Source organism: Paludisphaera borealis (assembly GCF_001956985.1).
Classification (GTDB): domain Bacteria; phylum Planctomycetota; class Planctomycetia; order Isosphaerales; family Isosphaeraceae; genus Paludisphaera; species Paludisphaera borealis.
On sequence record NZ_CP019082.1, the window covers coordinates 261,532 to 282,097 of the forward strand.

Below are 20,566 nucleotides of genomic sequence, written 5' to 3' on the forward strand. Positions count from 1 at the left end.
CAAGCGGCGACGTTTCGATGACCTGCATTTCTCAACGAAGGCTCCATGTACCATCATTTCCAGCTCAATCCCCGGACGATCCTGGGCGTCGGCCCGGAGGCTTCGGCGGATCAGATTCGCGATGCGTTCCGCGAGAAGTCCAAGAAGCACCACCCCGACCTGGGGGGCGACGAATGGGCGTTCCGCATGGTCGTGCGCGCCTATGAGGTGCTGAAGTCGACGGCGAACGGCCTCGACAGCAGCGGCGTTGACGTCGATGTCGACGTGGTCGCGCCGGCCGCCCCGACGTCGTGGACCTGGCCCGGACCGATGGGGAACCCATTCGCCCAGGGGTGGTTCCCGTTCGGCTCGGAACCGGCGGCCGACGCGCCCACGGCCGAGGCCGCCCCGACCCAGACCATGCCGCCGAGCGCGTTTCAGACCGTCGACGTCGAGCTGATCTGGATCCGGTTCGAGATGGCGGAGAAGGTCGACCTCGACGCTTCGGACGGCTCGGACCGCGCGACGTTGAGCGTGTGCATGGTGGTCTCGTGGCCGATCAAGTCGCTCGTCGCCCGGACGGCCGAGTTCGCCGGCGCGGGCGAGACGCTTCGTCAGGTGATCGACGCCTTCGAACACCTGGACCGGGGGGCTGCGCTCGCGGTCCGGACGCGGATCGAGGACGGCCAGTTCGTCGGCTGGGTGAGCTACCCTGACGTCGTCGCCGCCCAGTCGGCGTTTCTGGGTTTCCGCGACATCCTCACGGGCGATGGTCTCTCCGTCCGTCTTCAAACCCGAGACGAGATGATCCCCCAGAACTGGCTCGTCTGAAGCCGCCCACGCACCGAGGGCGTTGGTAGCGATTGCGGCGGCGGGCGGCTTCTGGTCGTCCTGGTATATTTCGGGGAATCGGTGAAATGCGCGCGGCGATTCGGGCGAACTTCCCGGCGTCGGGTGTTTGTGGGCTATACTTCTTGGGCGCATGTGTCGACCGGTTTCCTGAGAGCGACGGCTACGGGGACTTCCCTGATGAGACGTGGGTTGCTGGGGCTGATCGGCGTCTTGGTGTTGGGCCTGCTGGCGGCCTGGTTCGGTCCGGGGCTGCTGCGCCGGGTGGAGCCGCCGATCCGGGTCGGCATCCTCCATTCGAGGACCGGCCCGCTGGCGATCAGCGAAGCCGCGATGGTCGATTCCGAGGTGATGGCGCTCAATGAGATCAAGCAGGCCGGCGGGCTGCTGGGACGCGACGTCGAGTGGGTGATCGCCAACGGCGAGTCCGACCCCAAGACGTTCGGCCGGCAGGCGCGGCGGTTGATCGACGAGGAGCACGTGAGCGTGATCTTCGGGGGCATGACCTCGGCGTGTCGCGAGGCGATCGACGAGGTCGTGGGGCTGTCCAACCACCTGCTCATCTTCCCGTCGAACTACGAGGGGCTCGATTTCTCGCAAAACGTGGTCTGCACGGGGTCGCTCCCCAACCAGCAGGTGATCCCGGCGGTCAACTGGTGTTTCGAGACCCTCAAGGCGCGAAAGTTCTTCCTGGCCGGCTCGTCCGACGTGATGTCGTACGCGATCCATACGATCGTCCGAGACCAGCTCACGGCGCTCGGGGCTTCGTTCGTCGGCGAGGGGTTCCTGGAGATCAACGGCGACGGGGTGCCGGGTATGATCGCCGCGATCAAGGCGTCGGGGGCGGACGTCGTGATCAGCTCGGTGGTCGGCGACGCCAACAAGGCGTTCTATCACCAGATGACGCAGGCGGGCCTGACGCCCGACAAGCTGCCGGTGCTCAGCGTCACCATCACCGAGGACGACCTGCGCCAGCTTCCCGTGGCCGAGATGGTCGGCGACTACGCGGCCTGGGGGTACTTCCAGACGATCGACCGGAAAGAGAACCTCGACTTCGTCAAGGCGTTCCAGAAGCTTCACGGGGCCGACAGGCCGACGAGCGATTCGATCGAGGCGGCTTACGGCGGCGTCAAACTCTGGGCGCAGGCGGTCGAGGAAGCGGGGACCGCCGACACGACGGAGGTCCGCAAGCACCTGCGACGTCAGAGCCGCAACGCGCCCGAGGGGATCGTGTCGATCGACTACGACACGATGCACGCCTGGCGGCCGTTCTACCTGGGCAAGATCCGCCGAGACGGCTTGTTCGACATCGTCTGGAGCCTTGAGAAGCCGATCCGCCCGGTCCCCTTCCCGATGTTCCGGACCAAGGCGTACTGGGAAGCCGCCGTGGAGAAATGGAACAAGACGGGCAGGGCCGACGGCGACGATCCGCCCGCGCCTTCACCTTCGCCCCCCTCCTCGCCGCCGAGGACCTCGCAGGCCTCGCCGGTGTGGGGGCCTCGGAGCGTCGTCCGGCCGGCGGCGCCCGAGCCGACCCGATCAGCCGCAGTTCCCAGTTCCAGCTCCACCTCCAGCGTCCATCGAGCCCGACCCACGACCCGCTAGGGCGCCGCCATGAACACGAACCGATTTTCGTCCTCGAAGCTCGGCGTCGCGACCCGGCTCATGCTGTGGTTTCTCGCGATCGCGCTGATCCCCTGCATCCTGCTGACCATCGTCACCAACAACCTGTCGATGCGGTCGCTCGAGAAGACTCTGCGCGACCGGCTTGTCGCGGTCGCGGGCTTCAAGGGGGCGGAGCTGAACAATTTCGCCAAGGAGCGCGCCGCCAACCTCGCGATCTTGAGCCAGATCCCCTCGACCCGGACCGCCGTCCTGGAGCTGACGAAGGACCTCGAAGCGGGCGGCCCGCCCGCCGGCGTCCGTCGCGAGTATCCTGGGTTTCCTCTCTTCTGCGAGACGTACGGCTACGAGAACGTGTACGTGTTCGATGTTCGGGGGCGGTTGCTCTACCGCCTGAAGTCGAACCTCGATCTGGGCGACGGGCTGCTGACCGGGCCGCTCAGGGGCAGCGAATTGGCCGAGGTTTTTCAGCGCGCGAAGATGCTGCTCCAGGCCGAGACCTCCGACTTCCAGGTTTATCCCGGCTTGACCGAGCCGGCCCTGTTCATCGCCCAGCCGGTGTTCAACGACGGGAAGCTCGTCGCCGTGGTGGCGCTTCAGGTCGGCAACAAGGAGATTTACCGGGTTTTCCAGGACTTCAACGGCCTGGGCGAGAGCGGTGAAGCCCTTGTCGGCATGCTCAAGGGGGACGAGATCACGCTCCTGACTCCGCTGCGCCACGACCCCGACGCCGCCTTCAAACGGCGGGTGAAGATGGGCGACCCGCGCTCCACGTCGTTGCAGCTCGCGGCCCAGGGCGCGCGTGGCTACGGCGAGTGCATCGACTACCGAGGCGTCCCCGTGACCGCGGCGTGGTCGTACGTGCCGTCGCTTCGGTGGGCCCTGAACGTCAAGCAGAACAGCGACGAGGCGTTCGCCATGATCAATCAGCAGCGCTGGGCGATCGGCCTCTTGCTCGCGGCGACGGTGGCGGCGGTGGCGATCACGGCCTACCGGGTGGCCCGGACGATCACCCAGCCGATCCGCCAGGCGGCCCTGATCGCCGAGCGGGTGGCCGGCGGCGATCTCACGACGTCGTACGAAGGCCAGGCGCCGGGCGAGATGGGGCTCTTGCTCACGGCGATTCGCAAGATGACCGGCGACCTTCGTGGGCTGATCGGCCGGATTCAGAAGTCGAGCATCGCGCTTCTGTCGACGGCGACCGAGATCGCCGCGACCTCCAGGCAGCAGGAGCAGGCGGTCTACGAGTACGGGACCTCGACCAACGAGGCCGCCGCGGCCGTCAACGAGATCTCGGCCACCAGCCAGGAGCTGCTCAAGACCATGACCGAGGTCAACGCGGTGGTCCGCCAGACCGCGCAGCAGGCCGCGACCGGCAGAAACAACCTGTCGGGCATGGACCGAACCATGCGGCAGCTCGCCGAGTCGACCGGCTCGATCAGCTCCAAACTGTCGGTGATCAGCGAGCGGGCGGCGAACATCAACATGGTCGTGACCACGATCACCAAGGTCGCCGATCAGACCAACCTGCTGTCGATCAACGCGGCCATCGAGGCCGAGAAGGCCGGCGAATACGGCCTCGGCTTCCTGGTCGTCGCCCGCGAGATCCGCCGCCTGGCCGACCAGACGGCCGTCGCCACCCTCGACATCGAACGGATGGTCAAGGAGATGCAGTACAGCGTCTCGGCCGGCGTCATGGAGATGGACAAGTTCAGCGAGCAGGTCCGCAAGGTCGTCGTCGAAGTCCAGCAGATCGGCGGCCAGCTCGGCCAGATCATCACCGGCGTCCAGGGCCTCGACGAGCGGTTCGAGCAGGTCACCGAGGGGATGCGAGTCCAGTCCCAGGGGGCCGACCAGATCCGCGAGGCCATGCTCCGGCTCAGCGAGGTCGCCGGCCAGACCTCGATCTCGATCCGCGAGTTCAACAGCGCCACGGACCACCTCCGCGAGGCCGTGGGAGGCCTCAAGGAAGAAGTATCCCGGTTCCAACTGGGAGCCGCCGAGGCCGTGGTGAGCGCCCTGCCGGATATGGACGTTTGATCCGAGGCGAATCGAACCGACCGAAGGGCGAGGCCATGCTTCTCTTGACGTTCCAGGCCGCCGGACAGCTTTACGCGGTCGACGCGGCGCGGATCGTCGAGGTCGTCCCCCGGGTGAACCTGCGTCCCTTGCCCCACGCGCCGGCGTTTCTGGCTGGCGTGTTCGAGTACCGCGGCGACGTCGTCTCGGTCGTCGATCTTGGCGTCCTGCTCGGCGCCGACCCGTCGTCCGATCGGCTCAACACCCGTATCATCCTGGTCGATCGAGCGGCCCCCGCCTCCACGGACGTCGCCGAAGAGTGCGACGCCGAAGCCTCGTCAGGGCCGTCTTCGCGCGCGTCGAAGCCGCGCCGGCGATCGCTCCTGGGCCTGATCGCCGAGCAGGTCAGCGACCTCTCGTCCGTCGACCCCGAAACCCTGATCGCCTCGCCCGTCCAGCTCCCCCGCGCCCCCTATCTCGGCCGCCTGGCCGAGACCGAGCACGGCATGGCCCAGTTGATCACCGTGGAGAAGGTGCTGGAAGAGTCGCTGGCCGGGTGATGTCGTTATATTGGAATTTGTAGAATGGGCGTCGCCCGCCATTCGGGATTTACGAGACTTGGATGAAGCGTGATGTCCGGTGGATTGGCCGCCATTGATGCGATCTTGACCGGCCGGCTGGGGCTCGACCCCTCGGCGATCGGTTCGGGGCTGATTCCGCGCGCGGTGAGAAGCCGGATGAAGGCGGTCGGGCTGCATGATCTGGAGGCGTACGCGGCGCTGGTGCGGGGGTCGGAGGCCGAGGTCCAGGAGCTGATCGAGGAGGTCGTCGTCCCGGAGAGCTGGTTCTTTCGCGACGTCCTGCCGTTTCGGTTCCTCCTCCAGCACGCCCGGAGCTGCTGGACCGTGCGGCCGAAGCGGGCTGCGATCCGGGTTTTGAGCATCCCCTGCGCGGGGGGGGAGGAGCCGTACTCGATCGCCGTCGCGCTGGACGAGGCCGGGCTGCCGCCGGACCGTTGCCGGATCGACGCGGTCGACGTCAGCGCCCACCGTCTCGCGTTGGCCCGCCAGGGGGTTTTCTCGCGGAACGCGCTGCGGGGGATGAGCCCCGACGTCGTCGCCCGATGGTTTCGAGAGCATCCCCAGGGGCTCCAGATCGTTGATGCGATCCGCCGCCGCGTCCACTTCCAGCAAGGTAACATCCTCGATTCCAGGCTGCTCGCCGATGAAACGCCTTACGACGTGATCTTCTGCCGGAACCTGCTGATCTACCTGAACGCCGGCTCCCGCGCGGAGGCGGCGGCGACCCTCGATCGGCTGCTCGCCGCCGACGGCGTCCTGATCGTCGGCCACGCCGATCCGCTCGGCCCGTCGACCGTCGCGCCGAAGTTCGTCCTCGCCGCCGAGCCGGGCGCTTTCGCGTATCGTCGTCGAACGGAAACCGCGATCCCCTCGCCCATTCCGATCGCGCCGGCGAAGCCTTTCGTGTTCACCCCTTTCGGCCATCAAGATGTGCATCTGGTCGAGGAACCGGAGAGCGCGCCGGCGGCGGCTCCCGTTCATCACCCGGACGAGGCCGATGCGCGGCCGATGCTCGAAGAGGCCGCCGAGCACGCCAACCAGGGGCGGCACGGCCAGGCCCTGGCCTGTTGCGAGGCCGAGATCCGCCGCAAGGGGCCGTCGGCGGCGGCCCTCGCCTTGATGGGGGTCATCCATCAGGCGGCGGGTCGGCGGGCGCAGGCGGAAAGTTGTTTCCACAAGGCGATTTATCTCGATCCCCACCACGACGAGGCGCTTCTGGCGCTGGCGCTGATCGCCGAGCGTCGCGGCGATCGGTCGGCCGCCTCGGGCTTCCGCCGCCGCGCGGACCGCGCGTTGAAGAACAAGGGAGCCTCGTCTCATGAGTGAGCCCCCCGTCCTCGTCCAGGCCGCGAACGGCGACGCGCCCGCGCCCGGGACGCCGGGTTACGACTGCTGGAACCGGATCGGCATCGGCGGCGACCGGAGCTGTCCCGAGCTGAAGCTCCACGTCCACTGCCGGAACTGTCCCGTGTTCGCCTCGGCGGCGAAAGCCTTCTTCGATCGTTCGGCCCCCTCGGGCTACCTCGAAGAGTGGACCACCTGGCTCGCCCGGATCGACGAGCGGGCCAATCAGGCCGAAGCCGAGGCCGGCGCGCCCGGGGTTCACAAGGGGGCGGGCGTTTTGATCTTTCGGCTCGACCAGGAATGGCTTGCATTTCGGACCCAGACCGTGGTCGAGGTCACGCTGCCTCGGCCCGTCCACCGCATTCCTCACCGCACCAACGCCATTCTCAACGGCCTGGTCAACTTGCGGGGGCAGCTTCAGCTCTGCTTCTCGCTGCACAGCCTGCTCGGCGTGCACGACTCGATCGCGAAACCTCACGCCCCTTCCGCCGATGGCTCCGGTGAGCTGGTCGACGGCCCTCGCCACGCGACGACTCCCGAGCGGCTGATCGTCCTCCGCGACCGCGAGCGCTCCGAGGTGTGGGCGTTCTCGACCGACGAGGTCCACGGCGTCGAGCACGTCGCGCGGGGCGACATGCAAAGCGTCCCCTCGACGCTCGCCAACCCGGCGGTCAGCTTCAGCCAGGCGATCCTTCCCTGGAACGGCCGCAGCGTCGGCTTCCTCGACGAGCAGCGCGTGTTCGCCGCGTTGCGGAGCATCGGTCAATGAGTGAAGACCTGAGCGGATTTTCGATGATGGACCTGTTCCGCATGGAAGCAGACGAGCGCCTGGCGGTGCTTTCGCAAGGTCTCGTCGGTCTCGAAGGGGAAGCCTCGTCGCAGGCGATCGAGCCCCTGATGCGCGCGGCGCACTCGCTGAAGGGCGCGGCTCGGGTGGTGGGGCTGGACGGTGCGGTGCGGGTGGCGCACGCGATGGAAGACTGCCTGGTCGCGGCGCAGAAAGGGAAGATCGTGCTGTCCTCGACGGCGATCGACGTCCTGCTGCGCGGCGTCGACTTCTTGACGGCGATCGCGCAGCTCAGCGAAGCTGACATGGAGAGCTGGCAGGCGTCGCACGCCGGCGAGATGGACGCGCTCACCGCCGCCCTGGCCGAAGCCGAGGCCGGCAAGCTCACCGAGACGGCGCCCCCGCCGCCCCTTGCTCCGCCGCGCGCTCCGGAGCCGCGGGCGATGACCGGCGACCTGAGCGGATTTTCGATGATGGACCTGTTCCGCATGGAAGCGGACGAGCGCCTGGCGGTGCTTTCGCAAGGTCTCGTCGGTCTCGAAGGGGAAGCCTCGTCGCAGGCGATCGAGCCCCTGATGCGCGCGGCGCACTCGCTGAAGGGAGCGGCTCGGGTGGTGGGACTGGACGCGGCGGTCCACGTGGCGCACGCGATGGAAGACTGCCTGGTCGCGGCGCAGAAAGGGAAAGTGGCGTTGGGTTCGGCGGCGATCGACGTCCTGCTGCGCGGCGTCGACTTCTTGACGGCGATCGCGCAGCTCAGCGAAGCCGACATGGAGAGCTGGCAGGCGTCGCACGCCGGCGAGATGGACGCGCTCACCGCCGCCCTGGCCGAAGCCGAGGCCGGCAAGCTGACCGAGGCTGCGCCGCCTGTTCCGGTTCAGGCTCCATCCCCTGCCCCTGCCCCTGTTCCGATCGACGACGAGTCGGCGCCGGTCGCGGCGGTGAAGATCGCGAAGCCGCCGGTCGCGGCGAGCGGCGAGGCCGCCGATCGGGTGGTCCGGGTGACGGCCGAGAGCCTTTCGCGGTTGATGGGGCTGGCCGGCGAATCGCTGGTGCAGACGCGCCGGTTCCGCCCGTTCCTGGATTCGTTGCTGTTGCTCAAGGGAAGGCAGACGGGGCTCCTGGAGACGCTCCAGCAACTGGAGGACCGGCTCACCGACTCTTCCGACGGCCTCCGCGCGGTTGAGCGGGAGATGCTGGCCAAGGCCAGGGACCAGGCGGCGCGTTGCCAGCAAGGGTTGAGCGAGACCCTGGAGACGATCGAGGAGTTCGCGCGAGGCGGTGAGGACCTGTCGAGCCGCCTGCATCACGAGGTTCTGGCCAGCCGGATGCGGCCGCTCGCCGACGGGGTCCGCGGCTTTCCACGGCTGGTACGCGACGTTGCGAAGGAGCTTGGCAAGCAGGCGAAATTCGAGGTCGTCGGCGAGACCACGGGCGTCGACCGCGACATCCTCGACGGCCTCGAAGCGCCGCTCAACCACCTGATCCGCAACGCGCTGGACCACGGCCTGGAGACGCCCGCCGACCGCCGCGCCCGGGGCAAGAACCCGACCGGTTTGATCCAGCTCGAAGCCCGACACCGCGCGGGGATGCTCCAGATCGTCCTCAAGGACGACGGCCGAGGCATCGACGTCGAGCAGCTCCGCAAGAAGGTCGTCGAGAAGGGGCTGACGACCGAGGCGATGGCCTCTCGGCTTAATGAAGCCGAAATGCTCGACTTCCTCTTTCTGCCCGGCTTCTCGACCAAGGAGAAGGTCTCCGAACTTTCCGGGCGCGGGGTCGGCCTGGACGTGGTTCAGAGCATGGTGCAGGCGGTCCGGGGATCGGTCCGGGTCGCCAGCCGGCTGGGCTGGGGGACGAAGTTCGTCCTCCAGCTTCCGCTCACCGTCTCGGTCATCCGCGCGCTCTTGGTCGAGATCTCCGGTGAACCGTTCGCTTTCCCATTAAACCGGATCGACCGGATCGTGATGGTCGAGCCGGACCAGGTGCGGGAGATCGAGGGCAAGCCCCACATGATGCTCGACGACCAGCCGCTGGGCCTGGTCGAGGCGACCCAGATTTTCGAGCTGACGCCGTTGGTTCGCGAGAGCGGGCGGCGGCCGGTGGTCGTCGCCAGCGACCGCAGCCACCGGTTCGGCGTTGTGGTCGACCGGTTCCTCGGCGAGCGCGACCTGCGCGTCGCGCCGCTCGACCCGCGACTGGGGAGGGTCCCCAACCTCAACAGTTCGTCGGTCCTGGAGAACGGCTGGCCGGTCCTGATCATCGACGTCGAGGACCTGATCCGGTCGATCGACAACCTGCTGGGGGGCCGTCGGGTCCGCAAGCTGACCGCCGACGTCGCCGCGGGGGGCGCGTCGGTCCGCCCTCCCAAACGGGTGCTCGTCGTCGACGATTCGATCACCGTCCGCGAGCTGGAGCGGCAACTGCTCGAAAACCAGGGCTACGTGGTCGACGTCGCCGTGGACGGCGTCGACGGCTGGAACACGGTGCGGAGCGGCCGTTACGACCTGGTGGTCAGCGACATCGACATGCCCCGCATGGATGGCATCGAGCTGGTCTCCCACATCAAGAAAGACCCTCTGCTGCGGTCGATCCCGGTGGTCGTCGTCTCCTACAAGGACCGCGAGGAAGACCGCATTCGCGGCCTCGACGCCGGCGCTAACTTCTACCTGACCAAGAGCAGCTTCCACGACCAGACGTTCCTCGCCACCGTCGTCGACCTGATCGGCGAGGCGCGGGAGTGACGGCTCTCGTCGGGGGACGCCCGATTCCAGCTTTGGTTCCCAGCCGGTCGGGTTGGCGTTAGAATACCGTTCGCTCGCCACGATGGCACACGTCTCCCGATTCCCGAGGTCACAGGATGAGAGTCGGAATCGTCAACGATTCGGCGATGGCTCGCGAGGCGCTCCGGCGCGTCGTGGCGTCGGCGCCCGGACTGGACGTGGTCTGGATGGCCGTCGACGGGGCCGATGGGGTCGCCAAGGTCCGCGCCGATTTGCCCGACCTGGTCCTCATGGATCTGTTCATGCCCCGGATGGACGGCGTCGAGTCGACCCGGCGGATCATGACCGAGACCCCCTGCCCGATCCTGATCGTGACCGCCACGGTCAGCGGCCACATCGACAAGGTCTACAGGGCGATGGGGCACGGGGCGCTCGACGCGGTCGACACGCCGGTGATCGGGACGACCGGCGACATGGCCGGCGGCGGGCCGCTGCTGCGGAAGATCGAGGTCATCGGCAAGCTGATCGGCAAGTATCAGGCGCCGCCGGCCGCGACGACCGCCTGGCAGGCCCGGACTTCGGCCTCGACCCGCGAGCCCTTGCTGTTGCTCGGCGCCTCGACCGGGGGGCCGTTCGCGGTGGCCGAAATCCTGACCGGTCTGCCGCCGTCGTGGAGCGTCTGCACGATCATCGTCCAGCACGTCGACGCCGACTTCGCGCCGGGCCTGGGGAGCTGGCTCACCGAGAACACGGGCAAACGCGTCGAGCTGATCGCCGCCGGCACGCGGCCGTCGCCGGGCCGGTTCCTGCTGGCGGCGACCGGCGACCACGTGCTGATGACCGACGAGCACAGGCTCGTCTATTCCGAGGAGCCGAGGGAGGTTTCGTACCGGCCGTCGGTCGACGTCTTCTTCCAGAGCGTCGCGCGGTGCTGGCCCGGCGAGGGGGCGGCGGTCCTTCTGACCGGCATGGGCCGCGACGGGGCCGAGGGGTTGCTGGCGTTGCGGCGGCGAGGCTGGCGGACGATCGCCCAGGACGAGGCGTCGTCGGTGGTCTGGGGGATGCCCCGCGCGGCCGTCGAAATCGGCGCGGCCGAGCTGGTCGCGCCGCTCGACCGGATCGCCTCGGCGATCGTCCAGAGCATTCCCGGATCTCAGCCCCGCTAAGGCGCAGACGCCGGCCCCCCCGCGCTGGAACAATACTGTCTCGTTCAACAATCCTTGAAGGACCGGCAGCCCTGAGCCTCGCCGCGTCTTGGTCTGGAGCCCCGGCATGAGCACCGATCCGCACCTTACGGAGCACAAGGTCACCGTCCTCTTGATCGACGATCAGCCGATGATCGGCGAGGCCGTGCGGCGGATGCTGGCCGGCGAGGCGGACGTGGAATTCCACGCCTGTCGCGACGCGACCAAGGCCCTCGACGAGGCGGTCCGCATCAAGCCGACCGTGATCCTTCAAGACCTGGTCATGCCTGACATCGACGGCCTGACCCTGGTCAAGAACTTCCGGGCCAACGACGAGACCCGGGAGATCCCCATGATCGTCCTCTCCACCAAGGAAGAGCCGGCCGTCAAGGCCGAGGCCTTCGCGCTGGGGGCCAACGACTACGTGGTGAAGCTCCCCGACCGGCTCGAACTCCTGGCCCGGATCCGGTACCACTCCAAGGGCTACATCGCCCGGCTCCAGCGCAACGAGGCGTACAAGGCCTTGCAAGAGAGCCAGGAGCGGCTCGCCGCCGAGGTCAAGCAGGCCGCGCGGTACGTCCAGTCGCTGCTGCCCGAAAAGCTCAAGAAGGGGGAGATCCGGACCGACTGGCGGTTCGTCCCCTCGGCCGAACTGGGCGGCGACTCGTTCGGCTACCACTGGCTCGACGACGACCACTTCGCTTTCTACCTGCTCGACGTCAGCGGCCATGGCGTCGGCGCGGCCTTGCTCTCGGTCTCGGCCATGAACGCCCTGCGTTCGCAGGCGCTTCCGAACACCGACTTCCGCAAGCCCAGCCAGGTCCTCTTCGCCCTCAACAACGCCTTCCAGATGGACCAGCAGAACGGCCTGTATTTCACGATCTGGTACGGCGTGCTCCACAAGCCCAGCCGGCGGATCGACTACTCCGGCGGCGGCCATCCCCCGGGTCTGTTGATCGCCGGCCCCTCGGTCGACCAGGCGACGCTGCATGTCCTCGAATCCCAGGGGCCGATGATCGGCGCCATGACTGACATGGAATACAAGTCGGCCAGTTGCCAGCTCCAGGAGTTCTCGAAGCTCTACATCGTGAGCGACGGCTCCTACGAGATCGAGAAGGCTGATGGCACCATGTGGCCGTTCAGCGAGTTCCTCGCGTTCGTGGGCCAGGGCCCGTTCGACGACCCCGAGAACCCCAAGATGGACGCCCTCATCGCCCACGACCGCCAGCTCATGGGCCGTGACGACTTCGACGACGACCTCTCGCTCGTCGAATTGACCTTCCTGCCCCAATGACCTTGAGCTGGCTTCAGGTCTTGATGTGCAAAAACCAAGGGGATGAACGCGCAAGTTACGCGTTCATCCTTTGCTGAGAAATCGAGGCGGGCGGACGTCAGTCGACCGGGGTCGGCTGCTGGTTGAAGATCGCGGCGTCCTTGCCGAAGATGTCGGCGTCGGAGTAGTAGTGGCCCGGCGACTTCCGGATGGCCGCCTCGCCGTTCAGCACTTTGTAGCTCAGGTAGCTGACGACCGTCGAGCGCGTATCCGAATAGGCGATCTTCGCTTCGGACGGGGCGTAATTGTTGAGCGAGCCGGCGACGTAGTCGACCAGCCCTTCCTGCTTCGCGTGCGGCAGCTTGTAAAGCTGGCTGGCGACCGACTGGCTGACGCGGGCGTAGTCGGCGTCGGTGCCCTGCGACTTGCCGAAGGTCACGATCGACTTGTGGATGTTGTTCAGGATGCTGTTGTACGCCCGAGTGGTCAGGATGGCCGAGTTCGGGACGAAGTTGTGCGTGCCGTCCGGCAGGTTCACCACGATCCCCGCCGCGTGGGCGTTGCTCATGACGACGCGCTCTTCAAGACGACCGTCCATCGAGGGAACGAACGAATGTTTCTTCATGGGTGCAGCTCCACGGAAGGTGAAATTCCAGCATCCATTTGCTTGTGGATGCGATGCGATGCGGCGCTGTTGCGGAACCGGGTCTCGCTCGCGACGACCCCTGTTTCGATTCCGCAGCGGTTCGGAGGAAATCCACCGGGGCGAATTCCCCCCAGAATGCGAGAGAATAGCATGGGTAAAATGAAAAAGGAAGTCTCTATAGGGAAAAAGGAGCCTTTGTAACGTATGGGATGTTTAGTTGGAGGTGGCTGAGGAAGACCTGAGAAAGCGATCATCTCCGATCCGTGCGCGATCGGGTGAGGGAAAGCGGGACGGGCCTCGATGCCTCGGAGGGGGCGTCCTTGTATAATGGCGTCCGAGGGTGACGTCTGCGTGATCTCGGCTGTTTCGGGGAGTGGCCGCTTGATGGAATACTCGACCTGGTCGCGTCGGATCGCCGAGCTGGCCGGGGCGTCGTCGCGCCTGGAGGCGGAAGCCGAGGCGGCGGGCGTGGCGCCTCCCGGCTCGGCCTCGTGGCGTGTGAACCTGCACCAGAAGCTGGCGCCGCAGGCGACCGACGCTCCTTATCTGATCGTGGCCGTCGCGGGGGGGACGAACATCGGCAAGAGCACGGTGTTCAACCACCTGGTCGGCTTCCCGGCCAGCCGGGTCCATCCCGACGCGACCCAGACCAAGCATCCGGTCTGCATGGTCCCTCAGGGGTTCGGCGCGCGTCACGACTTGCGGCGGGTCTTCCCGGGGTTCGCGCTCGAGCCCTGGAGGTCGGAGGACGACGCCCTGGGCGACGGCCCGTCGAACCTCTTGATCTACCGCGAGGACCCGACCGGCGCCCAGCCGGCGAACCTGGTCTTGCTCGACACGCCGGACGTCGACGGCGCGATGCCGGTCAACTGGGACCGCGCCCGGCTGATCGCCCACGCGGCCGACGTTCTGGTCGCCGTCTTGACCCAGCAGAAGTTCAACGACGCGGCCGTCCGCCGGTTCTTCCGCGAGGCCGCCGCCGCCGACAAAACGATTCTGGCCGTTTTCAACATGGTTGAATGGCCCGAGGACCGCGAGCACTGCGACCGCTGGCTGGAGACCTTCCGCAAGGGGGTCGGCGCGATTCCGTCGCACGTCTACGCCGTCCCCCGCGACCGCGCCGCGGTCCGCGACAACCGGCTCGTCTTCCATCCCTTGACCGAGGGCTCGACCGATCCTCGGCCCGACCTGGCCGACTTGCAGTTCGCCGAGATCAAGATCCGGTCGCTCCGCGGCGCGCTCCGCCGGATGCTCGACCCGGCCGACGGTCTCCCCGCCTTCCTCCGTCTCCTCCAGGCCCGGGCCGACGAGAACCGCGAGGCGCGGACGGTCATCCACCAGAAGGTGCAGGTCAAGATCGAGGCCCCCGAGCTGCCCGGCCACATCGTCGGCGACGCCATCTGGCGATGGCTCGAACCCCGGCGCACCTGGTTCGACCGCAAGGTCCACAACGTCTACAGCAAGCTCGGCAAGGCCGTCGTCCGGATCTTGCCCGGCCGTCGCGAGCCGGCCGAGGAGGAGGCCGCGTTCATCGAGGCCGAGAAGACCCAGCTCGCCCGGGCCCTCGAAAACGTCTACCACGAGCTGGAGATGGTCCATCAGGTGGGGACTCCCGCGCTCCGCCAGGAGCTTCAGCCGCTGATCGCCGGCGACCAGCGCCGTCGGGCTTTCGACCAACTTCGCGAGCGTCTCGAAGCCACCCCGCTGGCGACCGACGCCTACAGCCGGGCCATCGCCGAGCGGCTCGAACGGTTCGAGGCCGAGCACCCCAACATGATGCGGGCGATCGAGTGGGGGCTGGTCGCCACCGCCGTGATCCGGCCGGCGATCACGATCGGGATGTTCGGCGCGGCCGACATCGCGGCCCACGGCGTGCTCCAGCTCGGCACCCATTCCATCGGCCAGATCTTCTTCGACGTCGCCGCGGGGTCGGCCATGACGGCCGGCGGCGAGGGGGCGTTCGCCAAGCTCGGCGGCCCCGCCCAGAAGCTGATCGCCGACCTCTTCGCCGAGTTCTACCGCGAGCGCGCCAAGCTGCTGGCCGGCGTCATCGACGACTGCGTCATCGGCCGTCGCCTCGACCGCATCGAGCGACTGGCGGCCATCAGCGAGAGCGACGATTTCAAGGCCGTCTACCGGATCGCCGGCGACCTCTCGCGCGAGCTGGCGGCCTGGGATGACGTGAATACAGATATGGATGCAGCCGCTGGGACGCCGGTCTCCGCCGGAACCTGACCCGGACTTCAGCCCTCGCCGAACGAGGAGGAGACGCACTTGGCCGAGCGATTCACCAAGGCCGACTGGGAACGCGAGCACCTGCTGGCGGGCTTCGACCGGCTCCACGCCAAGCTGGTCGAGTGGGCGCGGCAGGCGCCCGCCTGGCCCCCGTTCGACGAGGCCAAGGGGCTCGTCGCCCGCCTTGAACCCCGGCTCCGCGTGCCCGAGATCGACCTCGACCGCGCGCTCGTCGTCGGCTTCCTGGGGGGCTCGGGGACGGGCAAGAGCACGCTGTACAACGCCCTGCTCGGCCGCCGGGTCAGCCGGGCGGGCAAGGAGTACCGGCCGATGACCCGCCGCGCGGTCGTCGCCTGCCACCCCGACGTCGACCCGTCGTTCCTCGGCCTCGACGCCGATTCGATCGAAGTTCATCAAATCCATATCCCCTTTCTCGAACAGATGATCCTGATCGACTGCCCCGACCCCGACACCCAGGACCCCGAGGACGGCGAGGGGGGCCGGCGGCACCTCGACATCCTCCGCGCCGTGCTTCCTCATTGCGACGTGATGGTCCACACCGTCACCTCCCAGAAGTACAAGTCGCACGTCGTCGGCCAGGAGCTTCGGAAGAACGCGCCGGGGCGTCAGATCCTGTTCGTCCAGACCCACGCCGCGATCGACCACGACAACCGCGCCGACCTGCGGAAGTACCTCGATTCGCTGGGCCTGCGGGTCCCCGAGATCTACCGGTTCGACGCCGCCGACGCCCTCGCCCGACAGGAGAGCGGCGAGCCGGTCGACGACGAGTTCGGGCGGTTTCGCGACCTCCTGGAGCACGAGCTGGCCAGTCGGGCGCGACACCGCATCCGAAGGGCGAACTTGCTGGGGCTGTATAGCTGGCTGCTGTCGGCGATCAAGACGCCGATCGTCGCGCGGCTGGAGGACGTCGCCAAGCTCGAAGCGTCGATGGGCCGCGAGCGGACCCGGATGGCGTCGAAGATCGGCGCCCGGATGAACGAGCGGATCGACTCCAACCACCGGCTCTGGCGGTCCCGGGTCCTCCGTCAGTTGAACCAGGCGTGGGGCGCCGGCCCGCTCGCCGCCTTGATCGGCCTCTGGTCGGCCGCCGGCAGCCTCGTGCGGTCGTTGATCTTGCTCCGCGCCCGGACTCCGACCCAGGCGGTGCTCGCCGGAGGGTTGGCCGCCAGCCAGCTCGTGGCCGAGAAGTGGCGCGAGCGCCGGGCGGCGTCGGCTCTGGTGGCCGAGGCCGATCTGGGCCTGACCGAAGGCGACCTCGCCGCCGCCCGGGCCGTGTTGCAGGGCTACCTGGCCGACGCCGAGATCCAACCCGCGGCGACCCCCGAGGCCGGCGGCGACTTCTCGAACCAGCAGCTCGCCGAGGTGGCCGTCGAGGTCTATCAGCGGCTCGACGCCGAGGTCAACGAGGTCGTCGAGCGGCGGATCGCGCGCCGCGCGGGGAGGTCGGTCCACCTGTTTTTCGAGATCCTCTTCAGCCTGCTGCCGGCCTTCCTCGTGCTCCGCCTGGGCCGCAACTTCTTCATCGACCACCTCTGGAACGACCGGCCGCTGCTCGGCCTGGACTTCTTCTTCCAGTCGGCCTTCTGGTGCCTGGCCTGGGGCGCCGCCGTCGGCGGATTGCTGCTGCACTGGCTGAACCGGGGGCTGGACGTCGAGTTGAAGGCCGTCGTCGATCGGCTCTCCCGCGCCCCGATTTTGGACGCGCTCTGCCGCGACGCCGCCGACGCCTGCGCCGCGATTCGGGCTCACGCCGTCGCCCTTTCGGCCATCGAGCGCGACCTGTCCCAGATCGAGGACAAGGTCGGCGGCGTCCTCGACCTCGGCCTCGGCGCCCTCCGCGCCGAACCCCGGCAGGCCCTGCCTCACGAACCCGGTTCGACCCTCCCCGCCGCCGTCCCCCTCCCGAACGCCGTGGAGACGAAGCCCACGCGAGTCACTTTGAGCTGAGTTGAGGATACGCCCATGACGGAATCGGAATGCTGTCCCCGCTGCAACGTGGCGACCATCGTGAACGGTCATGTCGGGACCCCGGGGGCCGTCATCGCCTTCATCCCCGAGCATGCGCGGCTGTCCCGCAGCCTCATGGGAGTCGAGCTCAAGCACGGAGCTTGCTTGTCGTGCGGCCACGTCTGGATGTATCTGGACCCTTCGGAATTGCGACGCTTCATCAAGACCCAGACGAAAGAGCCCGGGCGGCAGCCCCTTGATGAGATCGATCGTGGGCCCTACCGCGACCTGCCCAGCACCGAACTGAGCCAGGAGATCGGCCTGAAGGTCGCGGAGATCGACGCCCTGGTCCGGAACGGAAGTATCGGCAAGGCCGTCCGGCGCTACCGGGAGCTGCGGGGCGTCACCTGGGACCAGGCGATCAAGGACGCCGGGAACTGGGCCGAGCTGAAGCGTCCCGCCAAACTCGCCCTGTTCGGCTGGGTCCCCAAGAAGAAGGAGTCGTTCGACGATCTGCTCTGACGCCCGACGAGCCGGCCCGGGAAATTGGCTTCGTTCGCGCCGAAACCAGGCCGCCCCTCACTAACCTCCCCTCGCGAACGAACCCAACCGGGGACGACCGGCGCGACCCCCCCCGCTCCTTCCACCTCATCCCGAAATTGGCTTCGTTCGCGCGAACCCAATCGGCTGTTCCGTCGCCGTAACTCTCATTTCGACAAGGCTTTGATTGCGGCTGTTCGATTGGCTTCGATCGCGCCGATAACGTCTCTCCGCGCCCCAGCGGCCATCGAGCCATCCCTCTGCGGATTGGGTTCGCTCGTCCACTTTTCACCCTCGCCGACACCTCTGTCACCGCCCGCCGGCCCCATGTGAATTGGGTTCGCTCGTCCACTTTTCAACCTTGCCTCGACGCCTGCCGGGCTGTACCGGCTCGACGACTTACCGACCACCGGATTGGCAAGGAGCGAGGAAGGCGCACCTTCCCTTATGGGCTAGTTTACGACACGGCCGACATCTGGCCCTTGCGACCGTCAGGCTGAGTTTGTCCGGTGTAATCCGTCCAGCCCTTGAAGCGGGACTGACTCGATCCCCGGCCGTGCTCTCGACCCGCGATCTACAAACCATCATGTCTCCGTCGGGACGCCCGGCCTCATGAAAATGAGGGCTTGCGGTCGACCGGGGCCGGTAGGGGCACCCGGTTCGTTTCAGGCCGACCGCTCACGCTCGGCGATCGGGCACCCACAAGGGGCGCCCCTACGGCAAAGCACGGATCGGAATTTTCATGGAAGCCCGCGTGACTTCTCGTCAGCTCATTTTCATGAGGCCGGGCGTCCCGACGGCGTCATGATGGTTGGATACCACGCGGATCCGTCGGCCGTCATTTCTTGGGTTCGGTTGTGACGGGAGTGTCGGCGGCGTTGCCCCAGTCGGACCAGCCGAGGTAGTAGTTGCGGGTTTTGAAGCCGAGGCGCTCGAAGACGAAGGCGTCGACCGACGCGCGGCCGCCCCCTGGCAGTGGGTGATGACGGGGTCGTCCGGCTTGACGCCGGCGGTGGCGAGCTTGGCGCGGAGGGACGGTTCATCGAGGAAGCGGCCGTTCTCGTCGACGAACTTCTCCCATTCGAGGCTGCAAGCGGTCGGGACGTGGCCTGACCGCTGGGAAAACTTGACCGTCCCGTTGTATTCGCCTTCGCTGCGGGCGTCGATGATCGTCGACGACTTCGAGCCGAGGGCCGCGAGCACCTGGTCGCGGGTCGCCAGGACGTCGGGACGGAGGACGACCGGGAACGGGACGGGCTCGACTTTCGGGATCGCGGTCGTCACCGGGCGGCCGTCCTTGGCCCAGACCGGGAAATTGCCGTCGATCAGCCCGACGCGCTCGACGCCCAGGTAGCGGAGCAGCCACCAGAACCGCGCCGCGTCGAGTTGCCGATTGGCGTCGTAGATCAAGACTTTCGTCTTCGGGCCGATCCCCAGCGGCGCGATCCAGCGCTCCCAGGCGGCGCGGTCCGAAAGCGCGCCGGGCTTCGTGGACGTCGCCGCCACGGCCTTGGCGTCGACCCAGACCGCGCCGGGGATGTGGCCCTTGTCGTAAGCCGCCCTGGGACGCGCGTCGAGCACGCGGAGATCGGGCTCGCCGAGGCGTTTCTCCAGGTCGGCGAACCCGATAAGCCACGCGCCCTTCTCGGCCGGGGCCGCCGCATCGGCGACCTTCACGAGCGGGGCGAGCGCCGGAGTGAAGACGTCGGCCATGCGCATGAAGCCGAGGTCGGTCGGGTGCGAGCCGTCGACGGTCCCCTCGCCGTCATCGCCGACCTGGGACTCGCCTTCGAGATAGTGCAGGTTCGCGATCCCCTCGGCGCGAAGCCGCTCGTAGGCGGCCTTGAGGGCGGCGCGGCTGGTTTCGTTGCGCTGTCGGTGTGCGTCCAGGAAGGTGGAGTCGGTGTACGAACGGTCTTCGACGAGCAGGATCGGTGTGTCGGGGCGGGCCTTTCGGAGCGTTTTGACGAGCGGTTCGGTCCGGGAGGCGACGTCGTCGGCGGCCATGTTCGGCAGGCAGTCGATGACGTACACGGCGGCGTCGAGTTCGGCGAGCAGGTCGGTCATCGACGGGTCCATCGTGCCGCTGCCGGAGAAGCCGAGGTTGATCACCGGGACGTCGAGCCGGCGGCCGACGATCGCGGTGTGAACCATGCCCGGCCGCGAGGCGCATCCGCCGTGCGTGATCGAGGTGCCGTAGAAGACGATCGGCCGGCGTCGTCCTTCCTCCCGCGGCCCGGCCGGATCGAGCTTGGACCCGCGCGGGACGCCGATCTCGACGGTCGAGACGCCGTTGTAGAGGGGGAGATAGACCAGGTATTCCCGCGATCCGGCCTTGAGGCCCTGCGCCAGCACCTTCGTGTTCTTCGCCGCTTCCGGCTGGCCGACGGCCACCCAGCGCCAGTGGCCCTGATCATCGCGGGCATAGAGATCGAGGCCGCTGACTCCGGTGGCCGGCATGTGGGGCATGTCGAGGCGATCCGAGGTGAGCGTCCATCGCGCGTGGATCTCGGTCGCGTCGGTGACGAACCGGGCGCAGAGGCCGGCCGAGTTCCGCGAGTTCGACCAGACGGGCGGGCGCACGACCCCTTCCGCCTTGCCCGGAAGGCGGTCGAACGGGGCCTTCACGTCCTTCCACCCCTGCCCCTCGAAGGCCAGCGAGCGGACGTCGCGCCAGTCGATCGGTTTCTCGTCGGCTTTCGCCCAGGCGGCTCCGGACAGTAGGACGGCGACTAAAAGCCCGTGCAAACGGATGTGCGTCATGGCGACCTCGGCCCGGATCAGGATCGGATTTTCGTGGAACGGCCTCGCGACG

Annotated in this window: 14 protein-coding genes; 12 read left to right on the forward strand and 2 right to left on the reverse strand. The window is 67.7% G+C overall.

The genetic code is table 11. The annotated features are described in order from the left end of the window. Window positions 1-45 precede the first annotated feature (45 nt). From BSF38_RS01100 to BSF38_RS32490, 9 genes are all read left to right on the forward strand, one after another. Complete coding sequence (locus tag BSF38_RS01100) at window positions 46-810, forward strand: J domain-containing protein (RefSeq protein WP_076343076.1); 765 nt, start codon at window positions 46-48, stop codon at window positions 808-810. A gap of 198 nt (window positions 811-1,008) precedes the next feature. Continuing rightward, the gene (locus BSF38_RS01105; RefSeq protein ID WP_083712598.1) at window positions 1,009-2,433 is read left to right on the forward strand and encodes an urea ABC transporter substrate-binding protein; all 1,425 of its coding nucleotides are present in this window, start codon (window positions 1,009-1,011) and stop codon (window positions 2,431-2,433) included. A 9-nt stretch (window positions 2,434-2,442) separates the two neighbouring features. Further along, complete coding sequence (locus tag BSF38_RS01110; protein ID WP_076343078.1) at window positions 2,443-4,491, forward strand: methyl-accepting chemotaxis protein; 2,049 nt, start codon at window positions 2,443-2,445, stop codon at window positions 4,489-4,491. Window positions 4,492-4,526: 35 nt separating this feature from the next. Further along, complete coding sequence (locus BSF38_RS01115; RefSeq protein WP_076350511.1) at window positions 4,527-5,030, forward strand: chemotaxis protein CheW; 504 nt, start codon at window positions 4,527-4,529, stop codon at window positions 5,028-5,030. Between the two features lie 72 nt (window positions 5,031-5,102). Continuing rightward, window positions 5,103-6,377, forward strand: a complete 1,275-nt coding sequence (locus BSF38_RS01120) for a CheR family methyltransferase (protein WP_076343079.1) — start codon at window positions 5,103-5,105, stop codon at window positions 6,375-6,377. Then, on the forward strand, window positions 6,370-7,164 hold the full coding sequence (locus BSF38_RS01125) for a chemotaxis protein CheW (RefSeq protein WP_083712599.1): 795 nt from the start codon (window positions 6,370-6,372) through the stop codon (window positions 7,162-7,164). The genes BSF38_RS01120 and BSF38_RS01125 overlap by 8 nt, the downstream gene beginning before the upstream one ends. After that, on the forward strand, window positions 7,161-9,926 hold the full coding sequence (locus tag BSF38_RS01130; protein WP_076343080.1) for a hybrid sensor histidine kinase/response regulator: 2,766 nt from the start codon (window positions 7,161-7,163) through the stop codon (window positions 9,924-9,926). The genes BSF38_RS01125 and BSF38_RS01130 overlap by 4 nt, the downstream gene beginning before the upstream one ends. A 116-nt stretch (window positions 9,927-10,042) precedes the next feature. Further along, the gene (cheB, locus tag BSF38_RS01135) at window positions 10,043-11,071 is read left to right on the forward strand and encodes a chemotaxis response regulator protein-glutamate methylesterase (protein ID WP_076343081.1); all 1,029 of its coding nucleotides are present in this window, start codon (window positions 10,043-10,045) and stop codon (window positions 11,069-11,071) included. A 106-nt stretch (window positions 11,072-11,177) separates the two neighbouring features. Continuing rightward, window positions 11,178-12,383 carry a SpoIIE family protein phosphatase gene (locus BSF38_RS32490; protein ID WP_076343082.1) on the forward strand — a complete coding sequence of 402 codons (1,206 nt, stop codon included), beginning with the start codon at window positions 11,178-11,180 and terminating at the stop codon, window positions 12,381-12,383. Window positions 12,384-12,480: 97 nt separating this feature from the next. Here the strand turns inward: BSF38_RS32490 and BSF38_RS01145 are convergent, their stop codons facing one another. Next, window positions 12,481-12,987, reverse strand: a complete 507-nt coding sequence (locus BSF38_RS01145; protein ID WP_076343083.1) for a hypothetical protein — start codon at window positions 12,985-12,987, stop codon at window positions 12,481-12,483. Between the two features lie 405 nt (window positions 12,988-13,392). On the opposite strand from BSF38_RS01145, the gene BSF38_RS01150 reads away from it, so the two are divergent. Genes BSF38_RS01150 through BSF38_RS01160 form a run of 3 tightly spaced genes read left to right on the forward strand, consistent with a single transcriptional unit; the run spans window position 13,393 to window position 17,733 of the window. Beyond that, window positions 13,393-15,243 (forward strand): GTPase, encoded by a 1,851-nt coding sequence (locus tag BSF38_RS01150; RefSeq protein WP_145951915.1) that lies wholly within the window; start codon window positions 13,393-13,395, stop codon window positions 15,241-15,243. Between the two features lie 39 nt (window positions 15,244-15,282). Next, entirely contained in the window at window positions 15,283-17,211 is a 1,929-nt protein-coding gene (locus BSF38_RS01155) for a GTPase family protein (protein ID WP_076343085.1), read from the forward strand. Between the two features lie 15 nt (window positions 17,212-17,226). After that, window positions 17,227-17,733, forward strand: a complete 507-nt coding sequence (locus BSF38_RS01160; RefSeq protein WP_083712601.1) for a hypothetical protein — start codon at window positions 17,227-17,229, stop codon at window positions 17,731-17,733. A 783-nt stretch (window positions 17,734-18,516) separates the two neighbouring features. Here the strand turns inward: BSF38_RS01160 and BSF38_RS31840 are convergent. Next, the gene (locus BSF38_RS31840; protein WP_237170690.1) at window positions 18,517-20,514 is read right to left on the reverse strand and encodes an SGNH/GDSL hydrolase family protein; all 1,998 of its coding nucleotides are present in this window, start codon (window positions 20,512-20,514) and stop codon (window positions 18,517-18,519) included. Window positions 20,515-20,566 lie beyond the last annotated feature (52 nt).

Coding starts and splice junctions, on each gene's coding strand:
- BSF38_RS01100 (WP_076343076.1), top strand. CDS start 46: ATGTACCATCATTTCCAGCTCAATCCCCGGACGATCCTGGGCGTCGGC.
- BSF38_RS01105 (WP_083712598.1), top strand. CDS start 1,009: ATGAGACGTGGGTTGCTGGGGCTGATCGGCGTCTTGGTGTTGGGCCTG.
- BSF38_RS01110 (WP_076343078.1), top strand. CDS start 2,443: ATGAACACGAACCGATTTTCGTCCTCGAAGCTCGGCGTCGCGACCCGG.
- BSF38_RS01115 (WP_076350511.1), top strand. CDS start 4,527: ATGCTTCTCTTGACGTTCCAGGCCGCCGGACAGCTTTACGCGGTCGAC.
- BSF38_RS01120 (WP_076343079.1), top strand. CDS start 5,103: ATGTCCGGTGGATTGGCCGCCATTGATGCGATCTTGACCGGCCGGCTG.
- BSF38_RS01125 (WP_083712599.1), top strand. CDS start 6,370: ATGAGTGAGCCCCCCGTCCTCGTCCAGGCCGCGAACGGCGACGCGCCC.
- BSF38_RS01130 (WP_076343080.1), top strand. CDS start 7,161: ATGAGTGAAGACCTGAGCGGATTTTCGATGATGGACCTGTTCCGCATG.
- cheB (WP_076343081.1), top strand. CDS start 10,043: ATGAGAGTCGGAATCGTCAACGATTCGGCGATGGCTCGCGAGGCGCTC.
- BSF38_RS32490 (WP_076343082.1), top strand. CDS start 11,178: ATGAGCACCGATCCGCACCTTACGGAGCACAAGGTCACCGTCCTCTTG.
- BSF38_RS01145 (WP_076343083.1), bottom strand. CDS start 12,987: ATGAAGAAACATTCGTTCGTTCCCTCGATGGACGGTCGTCTTGAAGAG.
- BSF38_RS01150 (WP_145951915.1), top strand. CDS start 13,393: ATGGAATACTCGACCTGGTCGCGTCGGATCGCCGAGCTGGCCGGGGCG.
- BSF38_RS01160 (WP_083712601.1), top strand. CDS start 17,227: ATGACGGAATCGGAATGCTGTCCCCGCTGCAACGTGGCGACCATCGTG.
- BSF38_RS31840 (WP_237170690.1), bottom strand. CDS start 20,514: ATGACGCACATCCGTTTGCACGGGCTTTTAGTCGCCGTCCTACTGTCC.